This window comes from Mesobacillus sp. ABV4_180, assembly GCF_056158485.1.
Genome location: NZ_JBSWTJ010000001.1, coordinates 590,596 through 606,221, shown reverse-complemented (window position 1 = coordinate 606,221; position 15,626 = coordinate 590,596). Strand labels below are relative to the sequence as shown.

Below are 15,626 nucleotides of genomic sequence, written 5' to 3'. Positions count from 1 at the left end.
GTAATTTTTATATAAAAGTAAAAGAAATGAGGGAATGTAAAGGCATTTATACTCCTGCCTATGTAAAACAAAGAAGTTTACTGTAATAAAAAAGGAAGCACAATCGCTCTTCATGCCTCCTCCCTTAGAAATTATTCTTAATAAATTCTTCTTCCCCAGCTGAGCTCAATATGCCGTAAGCTCTACCGACTGTGTTGCCCTGACATTTTTAGAATAGTTGTGATCATAATCATCAGTCTGAAAGTTTCCTTTTTCCCATTTTTCCGCGATGTCAATTAGGTCTTCTTTTGAAGAAAAGTTGAATTTCTCCAGGAATTCGAGAACTTATGAAACTGTATGGCCTGACATAGGAATTGCTCCCCTTTTATCTTCAGCTTTGACTTTTTGATGAGTCATCTTGTGCATGATTTCGATAATCTCACTTTCTGTTGTTACATCAGTCAATTCTAGCTCAAAGATTTGTCCGCCTATGTTTTTGATTGCTCTTCATATTCTTCCGGTTCCGTTGCATAAGGTGACTTTTCATCCTTAGGTTCCTCGGGACTGCAGCCGTTGCTTCATAATCAGATTTTCTTCTTGATAATTCTCAACATTGTTTAGGACTTTGTAGGTCTCGTAACATAAAGACACAATCAGTTTTACATCCGATTAATTTCCTATCTTATCACACACACTCGATTTTCAACCTTCATCAACTACTTGTCACAAACTCAGTTTTCAACCTCATCCACGTATTCCCCGGCGATTATAGTAATTTTCCTCATTTCCATGGTGTCGGCTTCGGTATAGGTGAACATATCTGGATAAGCGGTGAAGAGTTCAGCAAAGACCTCATGCTTTTCGACAATGACTCCTTCTGCATTTACCTTAAAAATATCAACGCTTTTTGAACCAGAATAAGTGACAGCAAGCAGTTGACTCTGTTCTTCTATTAATCTGGTTGCCCAAATCCCCTCAGGTTCGGAATGCAATACCTCTTCCGAATAGACATACATGCCGTCTTGAAGTTCTTCAGTAATAACAAGGGAGTATGGTGTATCTGTGGCTGGAGCAGTCTGTTGTTCTAAAAGAGCTCCAAAAGTCCTTCCGTTCAATTGGAACCCAGCGGATCCCAACCTGTAGATGTGTAGTTCAGGCTGCGATGCATCAGCAAGCTCCTCTTCCGAAACTGCATCGTTTGCCACTGCTTCCGACTCGCCAGCCAGCTCGACTTCTGAAACTTCTTCTTCATCTGTCGATCCAGCCGATTCGTCTTGCGATGCAGATAAATCCTGTTGATCGTTTTCAAAGGTTTCCTCGCCCTCACCCAAGCTCTCTTTTACGGTTTCTTCTGTAAAATCGCTCTCGCCATAACTTTCCGCAGCTTCTTCATCATTCCAGTTATCCTCATAAACTTCCCCCTCGGCAGAATCCCCCGCTGTCATACTAGCCGCCGCCTCAAGAATTTCATCTTTATACTGATATCCTCCATAAATCAGCAGCAAGATGGCCGCTAACTTCACTGTATTTTTAGCCAGCTTCCCGCCATTCATTCCCAGCCATCCGCCGACATGCCGGAAGCCAGACTTCAACAAGCCTCCCAACTTCATTCCAGTTTTCACAAGAGGCGAGATGATAACTGCCGCATTCGCAATCTGGACCAATACCCACAAATAGAGGCTCAGCTTGTCCTTTCCAGCAACCTTCGAATACCAGCTATAAAGCTCTTTAGCCAGCGGACGATTCAGCAAGAATTCATCATGATATGTTGCCATTGAATGCTGAAGCTTCAATCGATCTTCGGCAAAAAGGGAAACAACATACCCAAAAGCGATATTCCAATCCACTTCATTCTCCGGGAACCGTTCCTCATCAGGGATGTCCCATTCATTCAATATTCTTCTTACAATTCGATATGTATAATCCAAATAAACCGTGACCGTCGCCAACTCTTTGTTCACCAAAGCGTAATGGACCAGCAGCATGCCCCATTCTGCAGGTAGCTTAGCGCCAAATTCTTTTGCCTCCTCCTTTTTTACCGTAAAAGGAAGCTGTTTGATCATATTCCCGACATATTCGGCCCATCCCGGATTCCCTTCGGACCTCAGCACTTCGGCTATTTTAGAAACGACAAAGTATTTCAGCAAAAAGCTTTCCCGTCCAAGGCTTCTCCCGTTCGTCAGCAGGACCGGACCCATCCCCGGGTTCGTTCTTACATAATGGTAAAATCGATCAGTCATTGCATGAACTTCATACCATTTCTCTTCTGCTATCTTCCGTTTGATCATGTAGATTTGTCTTTCAGCCCACAAGCGTGTATTGACTTCCTCTGCTTCAATATATTTCAGGCTGTATTTCTTCCTTTTCAGATTAAGCGCATGGACTTCCAGGTAATGATTCTCCAGCGCTTCATTCACCTTGAGAAGCGCCCCGCCATATAAACTCATCAGCACATAACGGTATGCGATTTCCATGTTGTCCAGAGAATTATTCAATTCCGCTTCATATTCGTCAAACTGATCTCCTACATCATTCATGGAACGGCCAATCGCGGTCTTCTGGTCAAACAACGCGTTCACGAAGATGCCGGCGCCAATCGAGCCCATCGGCCCAAGCACCGCAAAGCTCATACTTTTAGCAATCAATTTCACAAACAGCTTAATTCCCTTTGCGGATTTTTCACTGCGGATCAGCTCGAAATGATTTTTCACAAGAATTGTATACGATTCCAGTGCTTCGAATGCAGGTTCAGCCTCTATTAAAATTTGAGAATCAAGGTATGTAAATGCCTGTTCAGGCAACGATAGCTTTGAAAAAAGTGAACCGTATGGATTGTCTTTCATTTCTTTTAAAAAATAATTATACTTGCGGCTGATTTCGCTAAAATGAAACGCTCTTTTCAAATCCTCATGCATTTCTTTTGGATTGGCAATTTCGAAAAAAAGCCGCTGAACTTCCTGAACATTGATTTCCTGCCCTGATTTTTCAAGTTCCGTAACTTCTAAAACTAAATCATTCATTTTTTCGAAACGCCTGTTCAATATTTCATAAATGCTAGAGAATTTTTCTTCTGCCTCAAAGGCTGCGAATGCTTCAAGCTCCTGGTATACTTTTTCAGGAAGAATCGATTTCAGCCTTTCGGATGACTGCGTGTACTTTGCAGCAACCATCAAAATAGATCTCCCAGCACACTTGCCGCATCAAAAAGATCCATTGCATCATCCGCCACATCCGTCGCTTCGTACAACTCCGCTGATGACCCGAAAGAATTGCCGGGGATCGAGGTACTGAAATCAAAAGCATTCGCATTCTTTTCTATCAGCATCTCTCTGCCTTCAAGAGAGGCAATCTGCTGATGGAACTGATTTTGCAATTCCAGGCCACCATCGAACGCAGGACGAGTAAATCCAATAACCCCCTCACCATGATCGATGATCTTGCTGCCGAATAGGTCAGGGTACGCCACAGCAGTTTCACCCAGTCCATTATCAATAACCGCCGTACCATGCACCCCATCGCGAATGGAGGCAATTTTCTCACCATCCTGCATCAGGGCTGCCCCCTCCGTACTCACACCAGGCTGGAAGCTGTAAAGCACCTCTCCATTTTGCGTTGTTACATCAATCCCCTGATTCATATTAGGGTTCAACAGCAACTTCCGCTTCATCTCTCCAGGTTGTAAATTAGCAAATAACAACACTTCCAAAAATGTTTGATCATCCATATCATTCACTCCAATAAAATGGGTTTATTTGTTATATCGGAAAACCATATGGAATCTTTAGGAAAAAAGGCTCGTTTTGACTGGTGCTATTTTTAGTGGATATGAAAACGGATCTTTTATCCCCCAAACTCACATTCCCCTACTTAAAAAACAATAGAATAATAATCTTAGTTTGGCACGGAGTCCTCCTTGCTTATTTCTAAGATTCCTATCCAACAACCTGTTTAGTTCACTTCGGATAGAACAAAATTCCTGTTTGTACATTCTCATATAGCCTAATGATCTGGATAGTTCTACACCACGAACATGCTGTTTAGTATTAGTTTTATTTTACTACCTAAAAATAATGTTAAATATTGTTAAAATCGATGATTTGTTATAACATTTTGGTATCGTGTCTACTTCAAAATGGCCAGAAGGGATTAAAATTGAAATGGTAACAGCAAAGGAGGCGATTATCTGGAATGATTAAACTCAATATCGACACAGTAAGGAATGCAGGTACAAGTCTTCAAAGAATATCCTCGAAATTAGATCAACTTGAATCCCAGCTTTTCTCATTAAATAATACGGTCGATTCTCGAATTAAAGCTTGTAAAGGAATTGGCTCTTCTATGTCGTTTTCCAATCGAAAGATTCAGGAATTGGAAACTCACGTGAAAGCACTTAAATTCTTTATAAATCTTGCGACACAAAAATATGAAAATGCAGAGAAACACATTGAGAAACGGGCTCAATCCATTTTAAAAATGAATAATAAAGGAGCTCAAGTATTAGAATTTTGCAAGAATCCTAGTAATGAAAAAACTCCTGATAAGGTCAAATCCACCAATGCTGTTCGCTGGGAACAAGGGCTGGCGGACTTTTTGACTCACAATGAAATTAACTTAATCCGGGATATGTTGGTCGAGTTGCCGTTATCTGGACTTCCTGCTTATTACCACCTGCCAAGATTTATTGTGGATGGTAAGTATCTAAAAGTTTTAAACAGTGAGACTTACCATGGTGGACATGGTTTAGCAAGAAGATATACTATTGAAAACATCAAAAATAACAAATACCCTCATGCCTCGAAGCTTTACAAGATCTCTAAGTGGGTTAAAGGGATTAATGTAGTATCAAAGGTGGCTCCTTGGGTTTCGGGTGGAGCAGAAGCATATAAAGAATTGACTACAGAAAAGAAAATATCCGTAGAAAGAAAGGTTAGTAACGCAGTGATCGCAGGTGGGGCATCAGTTGGTGTTGGAATTGCTGGTGCAAAAATCGGCGCAGCAGTCGGCACCTTTATCGCACCAGGAGTGGGAACTGTTGCAGGTGCTGTCATTGGTGCAGGTGTAGGTGTCCTCTCAGCTTATGTTGGAGATAAACTTCTCAAAGCTGAAGTATGGGGCAGCGGAAAGAAGAAAAAGTCTACATTAGGCGTGGTTCAGGATGTAGTTGGGGATGGTGTAGAAGCTGTCGGTAGTGCTGTAAAGGGTGCGGCTGAATGGGCAGGCAGTCTATTTAAATCTAAACCCAAAACTGGAGAGGTGGCACCAGGTTAGATGAGTAAAGGAGACCTCAGGATGACATATGATTTATCGGCAACTGATATTGGCTTTTTATTCGTGATCATTGAGCAGCCATTTCCTCTTTTCATCGAAGACCCTTTCGTCGACTTTTCCTCTGGAAAAATGGAGAGAGAATGGAAGGATTTTTGCCAATTATCTTATTCAAAAGGATTTTTAAAATTGAATGAAGAAGGAAAACCATATATAGCAGTCGATTTAATGGATCACTTGGCAGGAATTTTCACAGCTGAACAAGTAATTACAATTATAGAAGATGAAGAAATAAGAACCATTATATATAAAGGAGAAGGAACTTCAAAGAATGTTGTCGTAAAAGTAGGCCCCACTCACTATTCAATGTCATTAGTGGATTCTCAGGCCTTTCACAGTGAAGTACAATCCGCGGTTTCCGACAACTACGAGAAAATGAACCAAGTGAATGAATTACAATTGGATGTATCTCTTTCTGATTTTGAAAAATTATTAGAGATTTTTTCTGAACAAGGTACGGATGCTCTTTTCACACACTGTGAAAATATGAATCTACCTCCAAAATCGATTCACACTATCTTAAATGCGGTTCACTCGCAAAACACAACAGTCTTTTTGACTGAGAGCCTTCGTCATAGAGAAACTACAATGACAGTTGTGGCAAATGAGTACGGGAATATCAAAACAGCGACCACAATCCATTCAGATATAGGTGACAAGGTCATTCTGAGAGAGACCAAGTTAGAAAACTTGCCTCTGTTGTTACCTAGTTAGAGAGGGGAATACAATGAAAACGGTTAAAACTCGGTCTGTATATACAAACCACGAAGAGATGCAAAAAAATATCAGATTTGTGACGATAGCGTTCTTCCTGATCAGCCTGTTTATTTCACTAATAAATTTACAGTCCTTCTCAATCCTGCCAAGCTGGTTGAATATAAGTTTTATCATTTTACTAATCTGTTCGATTGCGCTCTTTGGCTATGGATTATCACTATCCAAAAAGTACAAAACCTGGGTTGAGTCAGGTCGCTTTTTATTCTTTTACCTTATAGTAATAAGCATTCAACTGCTCCTAACATCAAATGGGATGTATACGATCGGAGTCAAGGAAGGACAAATTATTGAGGAAGTAAACTACTCTCAGTTAACCTTCCTCCTCTATCTTGCAGGTGCTGTCCTTCTGCTTGTATTGTCTCTATTCATCTCTTCACCAAAATTAAGGAGCATGAATAATCGCAAAGCTTATGTAATAGGGTCTATTTTGGCTGTAGGGATCATAGCTCTAATGTTTGCTGCTTTAATAAGCATAAGAGAGGCAGCCTTCATCCATCCGGATACTGTAAAGTCTTCTTATCAGTTCTTTATGGGATCTGTACTAGCACTTTTTCCAGCTACAGTATTAGGAATGAGTATGATTCGAACAAAAAAGGAGGCTCAAAAAAATGGATAAATACTTGCCAATCGGCTCCATTGTACTGCTAAACGGCGGAACAAAGAGAATCATGATCTACGGAAGGCAGCAAAAGGAAATAAAATCTGATAAAGTATGGGATTATATTGCTTGCCTTTACCCAGAAGGAAATTTAAACGAAGAGTATATGTATCTATTCAATCACGATCAAATCCAAAAAGTCTTCTTCATCGGCTTCCAGGATGAAGAAGAGATAGAGTTTGCGAATGAAACCCTAAGATCAAAGGAAGCATAGGGATGTTCTCCAAATCCATCAAGTTAAGTAACTAAATACCACTTTACTGGTAAAAAGGCGACCTTTCTTTAAAGAAAGGTCGCCTTTTTGTCTGATTGGACCCAAACTGTTTGTTTTTCAACTTTTACTTTATGGATGCACATCAGTTCATTGGTGGAAAGGAACCGTTTCAATGGAAGTCGGTTCTTGCGATTTCAATTAGCCAATTACTTAGCTAGATTAAAAATTTTATATTATACAAAGGATCTTGGAAGCACACGAGAACTGTCCCCGTGTCTTTTAAAAATAGTTCACTTTAGTCTAGCAGTGCTTAAAGATTTTATAAGATATAATGTCATTACTACTGCTAAGCCCATTACTGTCTGAAGCCGTCATCTGGATGAATGGCAAAAAGTGCGCAAAGGTTCGCCGTTTCATATGGTTTTCCGATACTCTAATAATCACTTACAAATAAAAATGCCCATCACGTATTGTGATGGGCAAAATAAATCATCCTCGTAATTCAGAAATATGGCAATCTTACGTTTTAAAATTACTAAATTTGATACTTCACTCTACTTCTTCTCTATATGGCATCGAGTCGCCAGCGCCCTTTTTCTGTACAGATTTAGCAGCTGCTTTGACTGCGAAGATCGCTGCTTCTTTCAAGCTTTTGCCTTCTGACAAGGCAACTACCAGTGCGCCGTTAAAGCAGTCACCGGCACCTGTTGTATCAACAGTTTTTATCTTTATCGATGGAATATGTTCGAAGACATAACCACCAAAATCCTCTGTTGCAATAAAAACCCCGTTTGCACCAAGTGTAATGGCAACTGCTTTTACCCCTTTATTAAGAATCCACTTTGCCGCTTTTTCCGTATCTTCAATCGAATTGACCGGAATCCCCGTCAGGATCTCAGCCTCTGTTTCATTTGGAGTTAAAACATCAACAAGAGGAAGGATTTCTAAAATATCATTTGAGATAGGTGCTGGATTAAGGATAACCCTCACATCATTTTTCGCAGCCAACTCAACCGCTCTTTTAACAGTTTCAAAAGGAATCTCTAATTGAACTAACAGCCAGTTTATACCGGTAAAATCCAGATTACTCTCAATATAGGTTGGAAGTAATTGATTATTGGCTCCTGGATTTACAACAATCTGATTTTCTCCTGATTCATCTACCATAATAATTGCTGTGCCTGTTGCCGCCTCTTCATCGATAAGCAGATGCTGGGTAACGATTCCTTCCTCCACAAACATCTCCACCGCTTCTTTTCCGAAAACATCGTCTCCTACACAGCCAGCGAATGATACTTTGCCGCCTAACCTTTTAGCCGCAATCGCCTGATTAGATCCCTTGCCTCCATGGCCTTTTTGGAAACCGAGACCACGGACAGTCTCACCAGGTTTCGGAAATGTTATGACAGATGTTGATAAATCCATGTTATAACTGCCGAGGATTAATATTTCATTCATACAAACTCAATCCCTTTAATTATTTGCTTTCAGCAAACTTAACTGCACATTCACGTTCCATTTCATGCAGCTTCTGGACTCGGCGGATGAATTGTTCTTCTTCTTTGAACTTAGCATTTAAAAAAGCATCCAATAAATCATATGCGAGTCGGTCACCAACTATTTGCGCCCCGATGCATAGAACATTTACATCATCATGCTCGACACACTGATGCGCTGAATAAACGTCATGGCACACAGATGCTCTGATTCCAGGAATCTTATTTGATGCAATTGCCGCTCCTACACCTGTTCCGCAAACCATGATTCCCCGGTCAGCCGACCCTTCATTGATTGATGCGCCGATTTTTTTCGCAATATCGGGAAAGTCTACTGGATTTGGATCATAACTTCCATGGTCTTTCACTTCATGGCCTCTCATCTCAAGGAATTCAACAATTGGTTTTTTTAAAGGAAAGCCCGCGTGGTCAGATCCAATTGCAATTTTCATAATAAATCTCTCCCTAATAAGTTATTTTTAATTTAATTTCTTTTTCTGCCTTCACCTTGAACTCCACTTTCTCTGACTGCGAAAAGGGTACTTCTTTTCCATTTACGGTTATATTTGAAACCGAGTCAAAGCCGTTAAGCATAAACCGATATGTTGTAACTTTCGAATCATAACCTGTAAATTGAGAGGAAATATCTATGGTAAATTCACTTTCCCCTTTATTAGCAGTTATTAAAGTCTTATTGAATTTCTCGTCGAGGTAATCCTTATCAGTGCCATTGTCTTCGTAATACATGTACTCACCATCGCCAAAATACACATTCAATGTAAGTTCATCAACTTCTTTTTCCCCTACGTAATTCATAACCGGATATTCAGGAATCACTCCTCCTGACTTTACAAAAATCGGCATGGAATCAATTAATGCATTGGCGACAATAAATTGGCCACCCTGATACTGTTCATTGCTCCAATAGTCATACCATACGCCTTCTGGTAGATAAACGGCGCGATAATTTTGACCTGGCATATAAATCGGTGCCACAATCAAATGATCACCAATCATGAATTGGTCAGATATACCGTGTGTATTCTGGTCATTTTCATAATTAAAAAGCATTGGACGAAGCAATGGGTATCCCTTTTCATGCGTCTCGCGATAGGCTGTATACAAATATGGAAGAAGCTTATAACGCAGCTGGATGAACTTGCGCATAATTGCTTCACCTTTTTCACTGTATGCCCAAGGCTCCTGGTCCCTGACTTCCTTCCGTGTATGGTTTCTGAATAGCGGTGTGAATGCGCCAAGCTGGGTCCACCTTATCAGCAGTTCTTCAGAACAGTCACCCGCATAACCTCCGACATCAGCTCCAACGAACGGGATTCCGGACAGCCCTAGATTGATGAACATTGGAATTGAAACAAGCAATGCATCCCAGCTGCTAGTATTGTCGCCAGTCCAAACGGCCGCATACTTCTGGATACCGGCAAATCCTGCCCTACTTAAAATGAACGGACGTGCATGAGGATCAAACTCCTCCCAGCCGGACCATGTTGCCATCGCTTCGTAATTCGCATACAGGTTATGGATCTCAGCATGAGTCTTGTCCCCTTGTTCAGTACGATGGATGACATCGTTCGACATCGTGTGCGGCTCGACCAAAATAGAAGGTTCATTCAGGTCATTCCAAATCCCCTTTAAGCCTAACTCTAAAAATTCCTTGTTCAGACCAGTCCACCAATTCCGCACTTCAGGATTTGTGAAGTCCGGGAAGGCACAGCCGCCCGGCCAGACATCCCCTATAAAATCCTCACCGTTCGGATACTTGCAGAAGAAGTCGTTTTGCTGACCCTGTTCATAAACATCATACCCAGCCTCTCTTTTGACGCCAGGGTCCACAATAGCAATCATTTTATAGCCCTTGTCGCTTAAATTAGAGAACATCTTCTTCGGGTTCGGGAACCGGTCCTGATTAAACGAGAAGATTTTATAATTATCCATGTAGTCGATATCCAGGTGAATGGAATCACATGGGATATTTTTTTCCCTGAAAGTGTTGGCTACCTCATATACCCGTTTTTCGGGATAGTAGGACCATTTTGATTGGTGGTAGCCAAGTGACCATAGTGGCGGCATTGGCGATGTGCCAGTCAGGCCTGAATATAACCCGAGAACTTCTTTAATCGATTCACCATAAATAAAATAATAATTTAGTTCTCCACCATCCGCGCCAATGGAGATATATTCTTCGCTCTCAACACCGAAATCAAAAGAGCTTCGGAATGAATTATCATAAAACAAACCATAAACAGTCTCATTATCTTTACTGATATAAAATGGGATTGACTGATACATTTCATTCGAGATTGTATTAAAATGCTTGGGCTCAGCATAATTCCAGAATTTCACCTTTTTTCCTCGATGATTAATGAAACCCGCATGTTCACCGCACCCAAAGATCTGCTCATTTTCCTTCAGCACTTTATAGCAAGATGCCGGCGTTTCAGATGCAAGATTTTTCTTATGATCTTCATTAATGACCTTTCCTTCCAGGTCTAAAAATGTAATCAATAAATTCTTTTTATGTACTTTTACAATCAAGCCCTCCGTCTCCACCAAATAATCATCATCGGTTTCAGACAGTTTAAACTTAACTTCGCTTCTTTTCATGCCTCGAGTGGCAATCGTATCCTCTGCTGCGATAGCACGGACATTCACAACTGAGTCATTAATAAGCCTTAGAATAATTCCTTTGTTTTGCTCTGTTCCAAAGGAAATATCACTTCCATTAACGGTATACTCCTTAATTTCTAGCACTAGTATTCCACTCCTTAAGATGTCAATTACCCTTTAACCGCACCAGATGTAAGGCCTGAAACCACTCTCTTCTGAAAGAACAGCACAAGGATGATCAAAGGGACCGTTACGATGATCGTGGCTGAAGCAATTTCTCCCCATGGCAGGTCATATTGGCCCTGGAACATTGAGATGCCTACAGGAACGGTACGCATCAATTCCTTTGTGTTGAATGTCAATGCAAACAGGAATTCATTCCAAGCCGTGATGAACACGATAATTGCCGTTGTAAATATTCCTGGAAGCGCCAATGGTAAAATGACCTTAAAATACGTTTGAAAAATGGAGGCACCATCCATTTTCGCTGACTCCTCAAGCTCAAATGGAATCGTTTTAAAGAAGGCTGATAAATTCCAGATTGCTAGCGGCAGGGCAAAGGTAGTATAAGGAATGACCAAAGCCATGTATGTATTCAGCAATCCGACGTTTTTCATCATTAAATATAAAGGGCTAATAATCGCGATTGGCGGAAACATCGATACCGTTAGCACAATCATCAAAATGAAGTTTTTCCCTTTAATATCCAGACGGGCAACAGCATAGGCAGCGAACGAAGCCACCACCAGGCAGATAAAAGTTGTGATTCCCGCAACGAGCACACTGTTGAGGATGTAATTCGCAAAAGGATAATTGATAAAAGTGTTAATGTAGTTTTCAAAGAAAAATTCCTCAGGCCACCAATCAGGAGGCATTTTGTATAATTGAGCTGGTGGTTTTAAAGATGTAATCAACTGCCATATAAAAGGGAACAAAACGATGATCAAAAATGAAGTAACCGCTATCCCAAAACCGATTTTTTTACCGATAATCAAACCTGACTTCTTGCTCATTCCATTCACCTACCTCTTTACTCCGAGTACTTTAATATAGAAAAGGCTTATTAGCATAACAAAAATAAATACCGAAAACGAAAGGGCAGATCCAAGACCAAAGTTAAGATTCGTGAATAATGACTGATAAGCGTAAATCGAAATAGATTCGACGCTGCCCCCTGTCAATACCCACGGCAAGTCAAACACCCTGAATGCATCCAGTGTCCTGAATAACAGCGCAACCAGTATGGTCGGCTTCAGCAAAGGCAATGTAAGCGAGAAAAACTGCTGAATTTTATTTGCGCCATCAATATCTGCAGATTCATAAATATCCTTTGGAATCGTCTGCAATCCCCCTAGTAAAAGTAAGGCCATAAACGGAGTCGTTTTCCAGACATCTGCAAAGATCATCGACCACATCGCGCTTGACTCTGTTCCAAGGAACGTTTGATAAGAATCAATGATTCCCCACTTGAACAAAATATCGTTCAAAATTCCAAGCTGATCATCATAGATGAATTTCCACATCATTGCTGCAACAACGGTCGGAACTGCCCAGGGAATCAGCACAGAGGCGCGGACAAGCCCTCGGCCTCTGAATGGCCTATTAATCAACAAGGCTACAAGAATCCCAAGCAACAGTTCCATTCCAACAGAAATCACTGTAAAATAGGCTGTGTTCCCTACGGAATGCCAGAAGCGATAGTCACTGATTAAAAATTGATAGTTTTCCAGCCCGATGAATCTAGTTTCACTCATGAATTGCAGCTGCATCGAATGCAAGCTTAGCCATACTGTTCTTAAGATGGGATATAGAGATACAATTGCAATGATGATAATAGCCGGGAAGACCAGTAAATAGCCTGTTCTTTGTTCAGTGATTTTTTCTTTGCTCTTCGTCTTTTTGGTAACAGCCTGTTTTTGCTGAACTACATCTGTTGGTATTTGCACCTTTCCCACCTCTTAGTCAGCGGATGGGAGTATGTCTCTCACCATCCGCCAAAATCACCTTTATTTCTTTATTACTTGTTCAATTTCCTTAGCAGCTTTTTCAATTGCTTCCTCTGCTGTTTCTTCTCCATTCAATGCATTATGGACATGGATCTGGATTTTTTCTGAGATTGCTGGGTATTGCGGTGAAACTGGTCTTGGCTTCGCCTGCAAGAATACTGGATAGAAATCTTCGAAGTGAGGGTTTTGCGCCAATACTTGCTCATCCTTGAAAAGCTTTTCTAATGTAGGAATACGTCCGCCATCAACCGCGTTGATTCTTTGACCTTCTTCACTGATCGCAAACTCAATGAATTTCCATGCTGCATCCTGGTTTTTAGAAAACTTGCTGATTGAAAGATTCCAGCCGCCCAGAGACGCTGCACCAGAGTCCCCATTTGGTCCCTTAGGCATCGGGGCGATTCCAACCTTGCCTGAAACCTTGGATTCCGCTTCAGTACTCTTCGCCCAAACATATGGCCAGTTTCTCACGAAAACACTTTTTCCTTCAGTAAACAAGCGTCGGCTATCCTCTGTTTCATAAGTAGTTACACCCTTAGGCGCAACTTTTTCCTTTTGTACAAGATCAACCATGAACTGTAATGCTTCTACAGCTTCCGGGCTGTTCAGGACAACTTTGTCCCCATCCAGGACCTGTCCTCCGTTTGACCATAAAAACTCAAGATAGTTTGTTACTAAGCCTTCAAATTGCTTACCCTGGAATACGAATCCATTTTCAGTTCCGTTCTTGCCGCTTCCGTCCTTAGCCATTTGCAATAACTCATCCCAAGTTTTTGGAGGTGTCTGGACAATATCAGAACGGTAGAAAAGAACACCAGCATCTGTATACCAAGGAGCTGCATAAACCTTATCTTTGTATGTAACACCTTCCATAGGACCTTTCAGGAAACCTTCCTGGCTTTCCTTTGCAAAATACTTATCAAGAGGAACGATCCATTCGGCAGATGCGAATTCTGCTGGCCAGATAATATCTAATGAAACGATATCAATGCTGTCATCCTGAGCTCCGAGGGAAGTTACCAAAGCAGTATGAATCTTGTCACTTCCAGCGGGAAGGATTTGCAAGTTAACCTTAATATCCGGGTTTTTCTTCTCAAATTCTTCTACTAATTTATCTACAGCAGGCGTTGGATCTTTAAAAACCGCCCAAGTAATCGTAGTAGGTTCCCCATCTTTCTTCTCCGCGTCACTATTTGTTTGCTTATTTGAAGCACAGCCTGAAATCAAACCTACTATCAAAAATACGGTTAACAAATTAACTAAAAACTTCTTCAAACGTCTTACCCCCTACTTATTTTTGTTTAATCGTTTAACCAAATTTGTAAAAAAAAAGCAAACTAGTTTTCGCATCCCCTCCTTAAAGTTCTTTTATTTTAATTTTTGCAACCGCATGATTGCCTTAAAATTAAACGTGGATTCAATGTGATTGCCTGCTGGCTGTTAGGGGTCTTTCCACTGACCTTATCAAGGATCAGCCTCGCAGCCTGTATACCCTGTTCATAGGCAGGCTGTTCAACCGCTGTGAGCTTTGGCTCTACGATGGTTGACCATTCAGGATCATCAAAACTTATGATGGCTACTTTCTCTGGAACACATAAATTCACTTCTTTTATATATTGATATACACCTAGTGACATGAAATTGTTTGACACAAAAACAGCTGTAGGCGGCTCATCCTGTTCCATCAGTTCTTTCATTTTCAAATAGCCGCTTTCAACTGTAAAATCGCCTTCCTTAACCCATTGAACGTTTACCTCAATGTCATGTTCTTCCAGAGCCTGTTTATATCCCAGGAACCTCTCTCTGCCTGTATTAACAGATTGAATGCCGGTAATGACACCAATCTTTGTATGGCCGTGATCAATTAAATGCTCAACAGCCTTATAGCTCCCTCCAAAGTTGTCGGTTGTCACAGTATCCAGATTGGTGAAAGCTGGGCTTCGGTTAAGATATACAGCAGGAACGCCGGTATTCTTTAAACTCTTGAAATACGAATTAGTATTTCCTGCTGCCGAAATAATCAGGCCGTCAACTCTCTTGCCAAGCAAAATATTAAGATACTTTTTCTCTTTCTCCACATCGGAATCCGAGTTACCAAGAAGAATGTTATATCCACTTTCAATCAATTCGTCCTCGATTCCCCTTACAACAGAAGCAAAGAAAGGGTTCGAGATATCTGAAATCATTAATCCAATCAACTTAGATTCTTGCACTCTCAAACTTTTAGCGATCATATCAGGATGGTAGTTAAGCGCTTTCAATGAATCTAAAACTTTTTTCTCGACCTCCGGGCTTACCTTCTTAGTCTTATTGATTACATAAGAAACAGTTGCAGTAGAAACCCCGGCTAAGTCCGCTACATCTCTTAAAGTTTTCCTCTTTTTCACATGGGCCTCCAAATAGTTTAATCGATTAACTTGAGCTAATTATAACAAGTGAGGATATATTTAACAATATAAAATTCAAACTTTTTAAAAATCGATAAGTTTCATTACTTTTTTTAGATTTATATTGAAGAATTTATGCAGAATCCAAAGAAGGAATAA

General features: G+C 40.7%; 12 protein-coding genes and 2 pseudogenes. 4 read left to right on the top strand and 10 right to left on the bottom strand.

Annotation, left to right across the window (positions count from 1 at the left end; translation table 11 throughout):
* Positions 1–165: 165 nt before the first annotated feature.
* From ACXAEA_RS03095 to ACXAEA_RS03085, 3 genes and pseudogenes are all read right to left on the bottom strand, one after another.
* Positions 166–396 (bottom strand): annotated as a pseudogene (locus ACXAEA_RS03095) (DUF6241 domain-containing protein).
* A 314-nt stretch (positions 397–710) separates the two neighbouring features.
* On the bottom strand, positions 711–3,149 hold the full coding sequence (locus tag ACXAEA_RS03090) for a hypothetical protein (protein WP_475094474.1): 2,439 nt from the start codon (positions 3,147–3,149) through the stop codon (positions 711–713).
* Positions 3,149–3,703, bottom strand: a complete 555-nt coding sequence (locus ACXAEA_RS03085) for a hypothetical protein (RefSeq protein WP_475094473.1) — start codon at positions 3,701–3,703, stop codon at positions 3,149–3,151. The genes ACXAEA_RS03090 and ACXAEA_RS03085 overlap by 1 nt, the downstream gene beginning before the upstream one ends.
* Before the next feature lie 464 nt (positions 3,704–4,167).
* Here ACXAEA_RS03085 and ACXAEA_RS03080 point away from each other — a divergent pair, with 464 nt between their 5' ends.
* From ACXAEA_RS03080 to ACXAEA_RS03065, 4 genes are read left to right on the top strand one after another with little or no spacing between them, the layout of a single operon-like run.
* Positions 4,168–5,247: a hypothetical protein gene (locus tag ACXAEA_RS03080; RefSeq protein ID WP_475094472.1), complete on the top strand. Its 1,080-nt coding sequence runs from the start codon at positions 4,168–4,170 to the stop codon at positions 5,245–5,247.
* Positions 5,248–5,268: 21 nt separating this feature from the next.
* Entirely contained in the window at positions 5,269–6,018 is a 750-nt protein-coding gene (locus ACXAEA_RS03075; RefSeq protein WP_475094471.1) for a hypothetical protein, read from the top strand.
* A 13-nt stretch (positions 6,019–6,031) separates the two neighbouring features.
* Complete coding sequence (locus ACXAEA_RS03070; protein WP_475094470.1) at positions 6,032–6,697, top strand: hypothetical protein; 666 nt, start codon at positions 6,032–6,034, stop codon at positions 6,695–6,697.
* Complete coding sequence (locus tag ACXAEA_RS03065; RefSeq protein ID WP_475094469.1) at positions 6,690–6,953, top strand: DUF4176 domain-containing protein; 264 nt, start codon at positions 6,690–6,692, stop codon at positions 6,951–6,953. The genes ACXAEA_RS03070 and ACXAEA_RS03065 overlap by 8 nt, the downstream gene beginning before the upstream one ends.
* Positions 6,954–7,502: 549 nt before the next feature.
* Here ACXAEA_RS03065 and rbsK read toward each other — a convergent pair.
* The 7 genes and pseudogenes from rbsK to ACXAEA_RS03030 all read right to left on the bottom strand — a co-directional run bounded on the left by rbsK (position 7,503) and on the right by ACXAEA_RS03030 (position 15,467).
* Positions 7,503–8,411, bottom strand: coding sequence for a ribokinase (gene rbsK, locus ACXAEA_RS03060; RefSeq protein WP_475094468.1), 909 nt, complete (start codon positions 8,409–8,411; stop codon positions 7,503–7,505).
* Positions 8,412–8,430: 19 nt separating this feature from the next.
* A complete protein-coding gene (gene rpiB / locus ACXAEA_RS03055; protein WP_475094467.1) occupies positions 8,431–8,901 on the bottom strand; it encodes a ribose 5-phosphate isomerase B in 471 nt (156 codons plus the stop codon).
* A 13-nt stretch (positions 8,902–8,914) separates the two neighbouring features.
* Positions 8,915–11,218 (bottom strand): glycoside hydrolase family 31 protein, encoded by a 2,304-nt coding sequence (locus ACXAEA_RS03050; protein WP_475094466.1) that lies wholly within the window; start codon positions 11,216–11,218, stop codon positions 8,915–8,917.
* A gap of 26 nt (positions 11,219–11,244) precedes the next feature.
* Positions 11,245–12,087 (bottom strand): carbohydrate ABC transporter permease, encoded by an 843-nt coding sequence (locus ACXAEA_RS03045; RefSeq protein WP_475094465.1) that lies wholly within the window; start codon positions 12,085–12,087, stop codon positions 11,245–11,247.
* A gap of 9 nt (positions 12,088–12,096) precedes the next feature.
* Positions 12,097–12,822 (bottom strand): annotated as a pseudogene (locus ACXAEA_RS03040) (carbohydrate ABC transporter permease); the annotation flags it as partial.
* 258 nt (positions 12,823–13,080) lie between these two features.
* Positions 13,081–14,355 carry an ABC transporter substrate-binding protein gene (locus ACXAEA_RS03035; protein WP_475094464.1) on the bottom strand — a complete coding sequence of 425 codons (1,275 nt, stop codon included), beginning with the start codon at positions 14,353–14,355 and terminating at the stop codon, positions 13,081–13,083.
* Positions 14,356–14,453: 98 nt separating this feature from the next.
* On the bottom strand, positions 14,454–15,467 hold the full coding sequence (locus ACXAEA_RS03030) for a LacI family DNA-binding transcriptional regulator (RefSeq protein WP_475094463.1): 1,014 nt from the start codon (positions 15,465–15,467) through the stop codon (positions 14,454–14,456).
* Positions 15,468–15,626 lie beyond the last annotated feature (159 nt).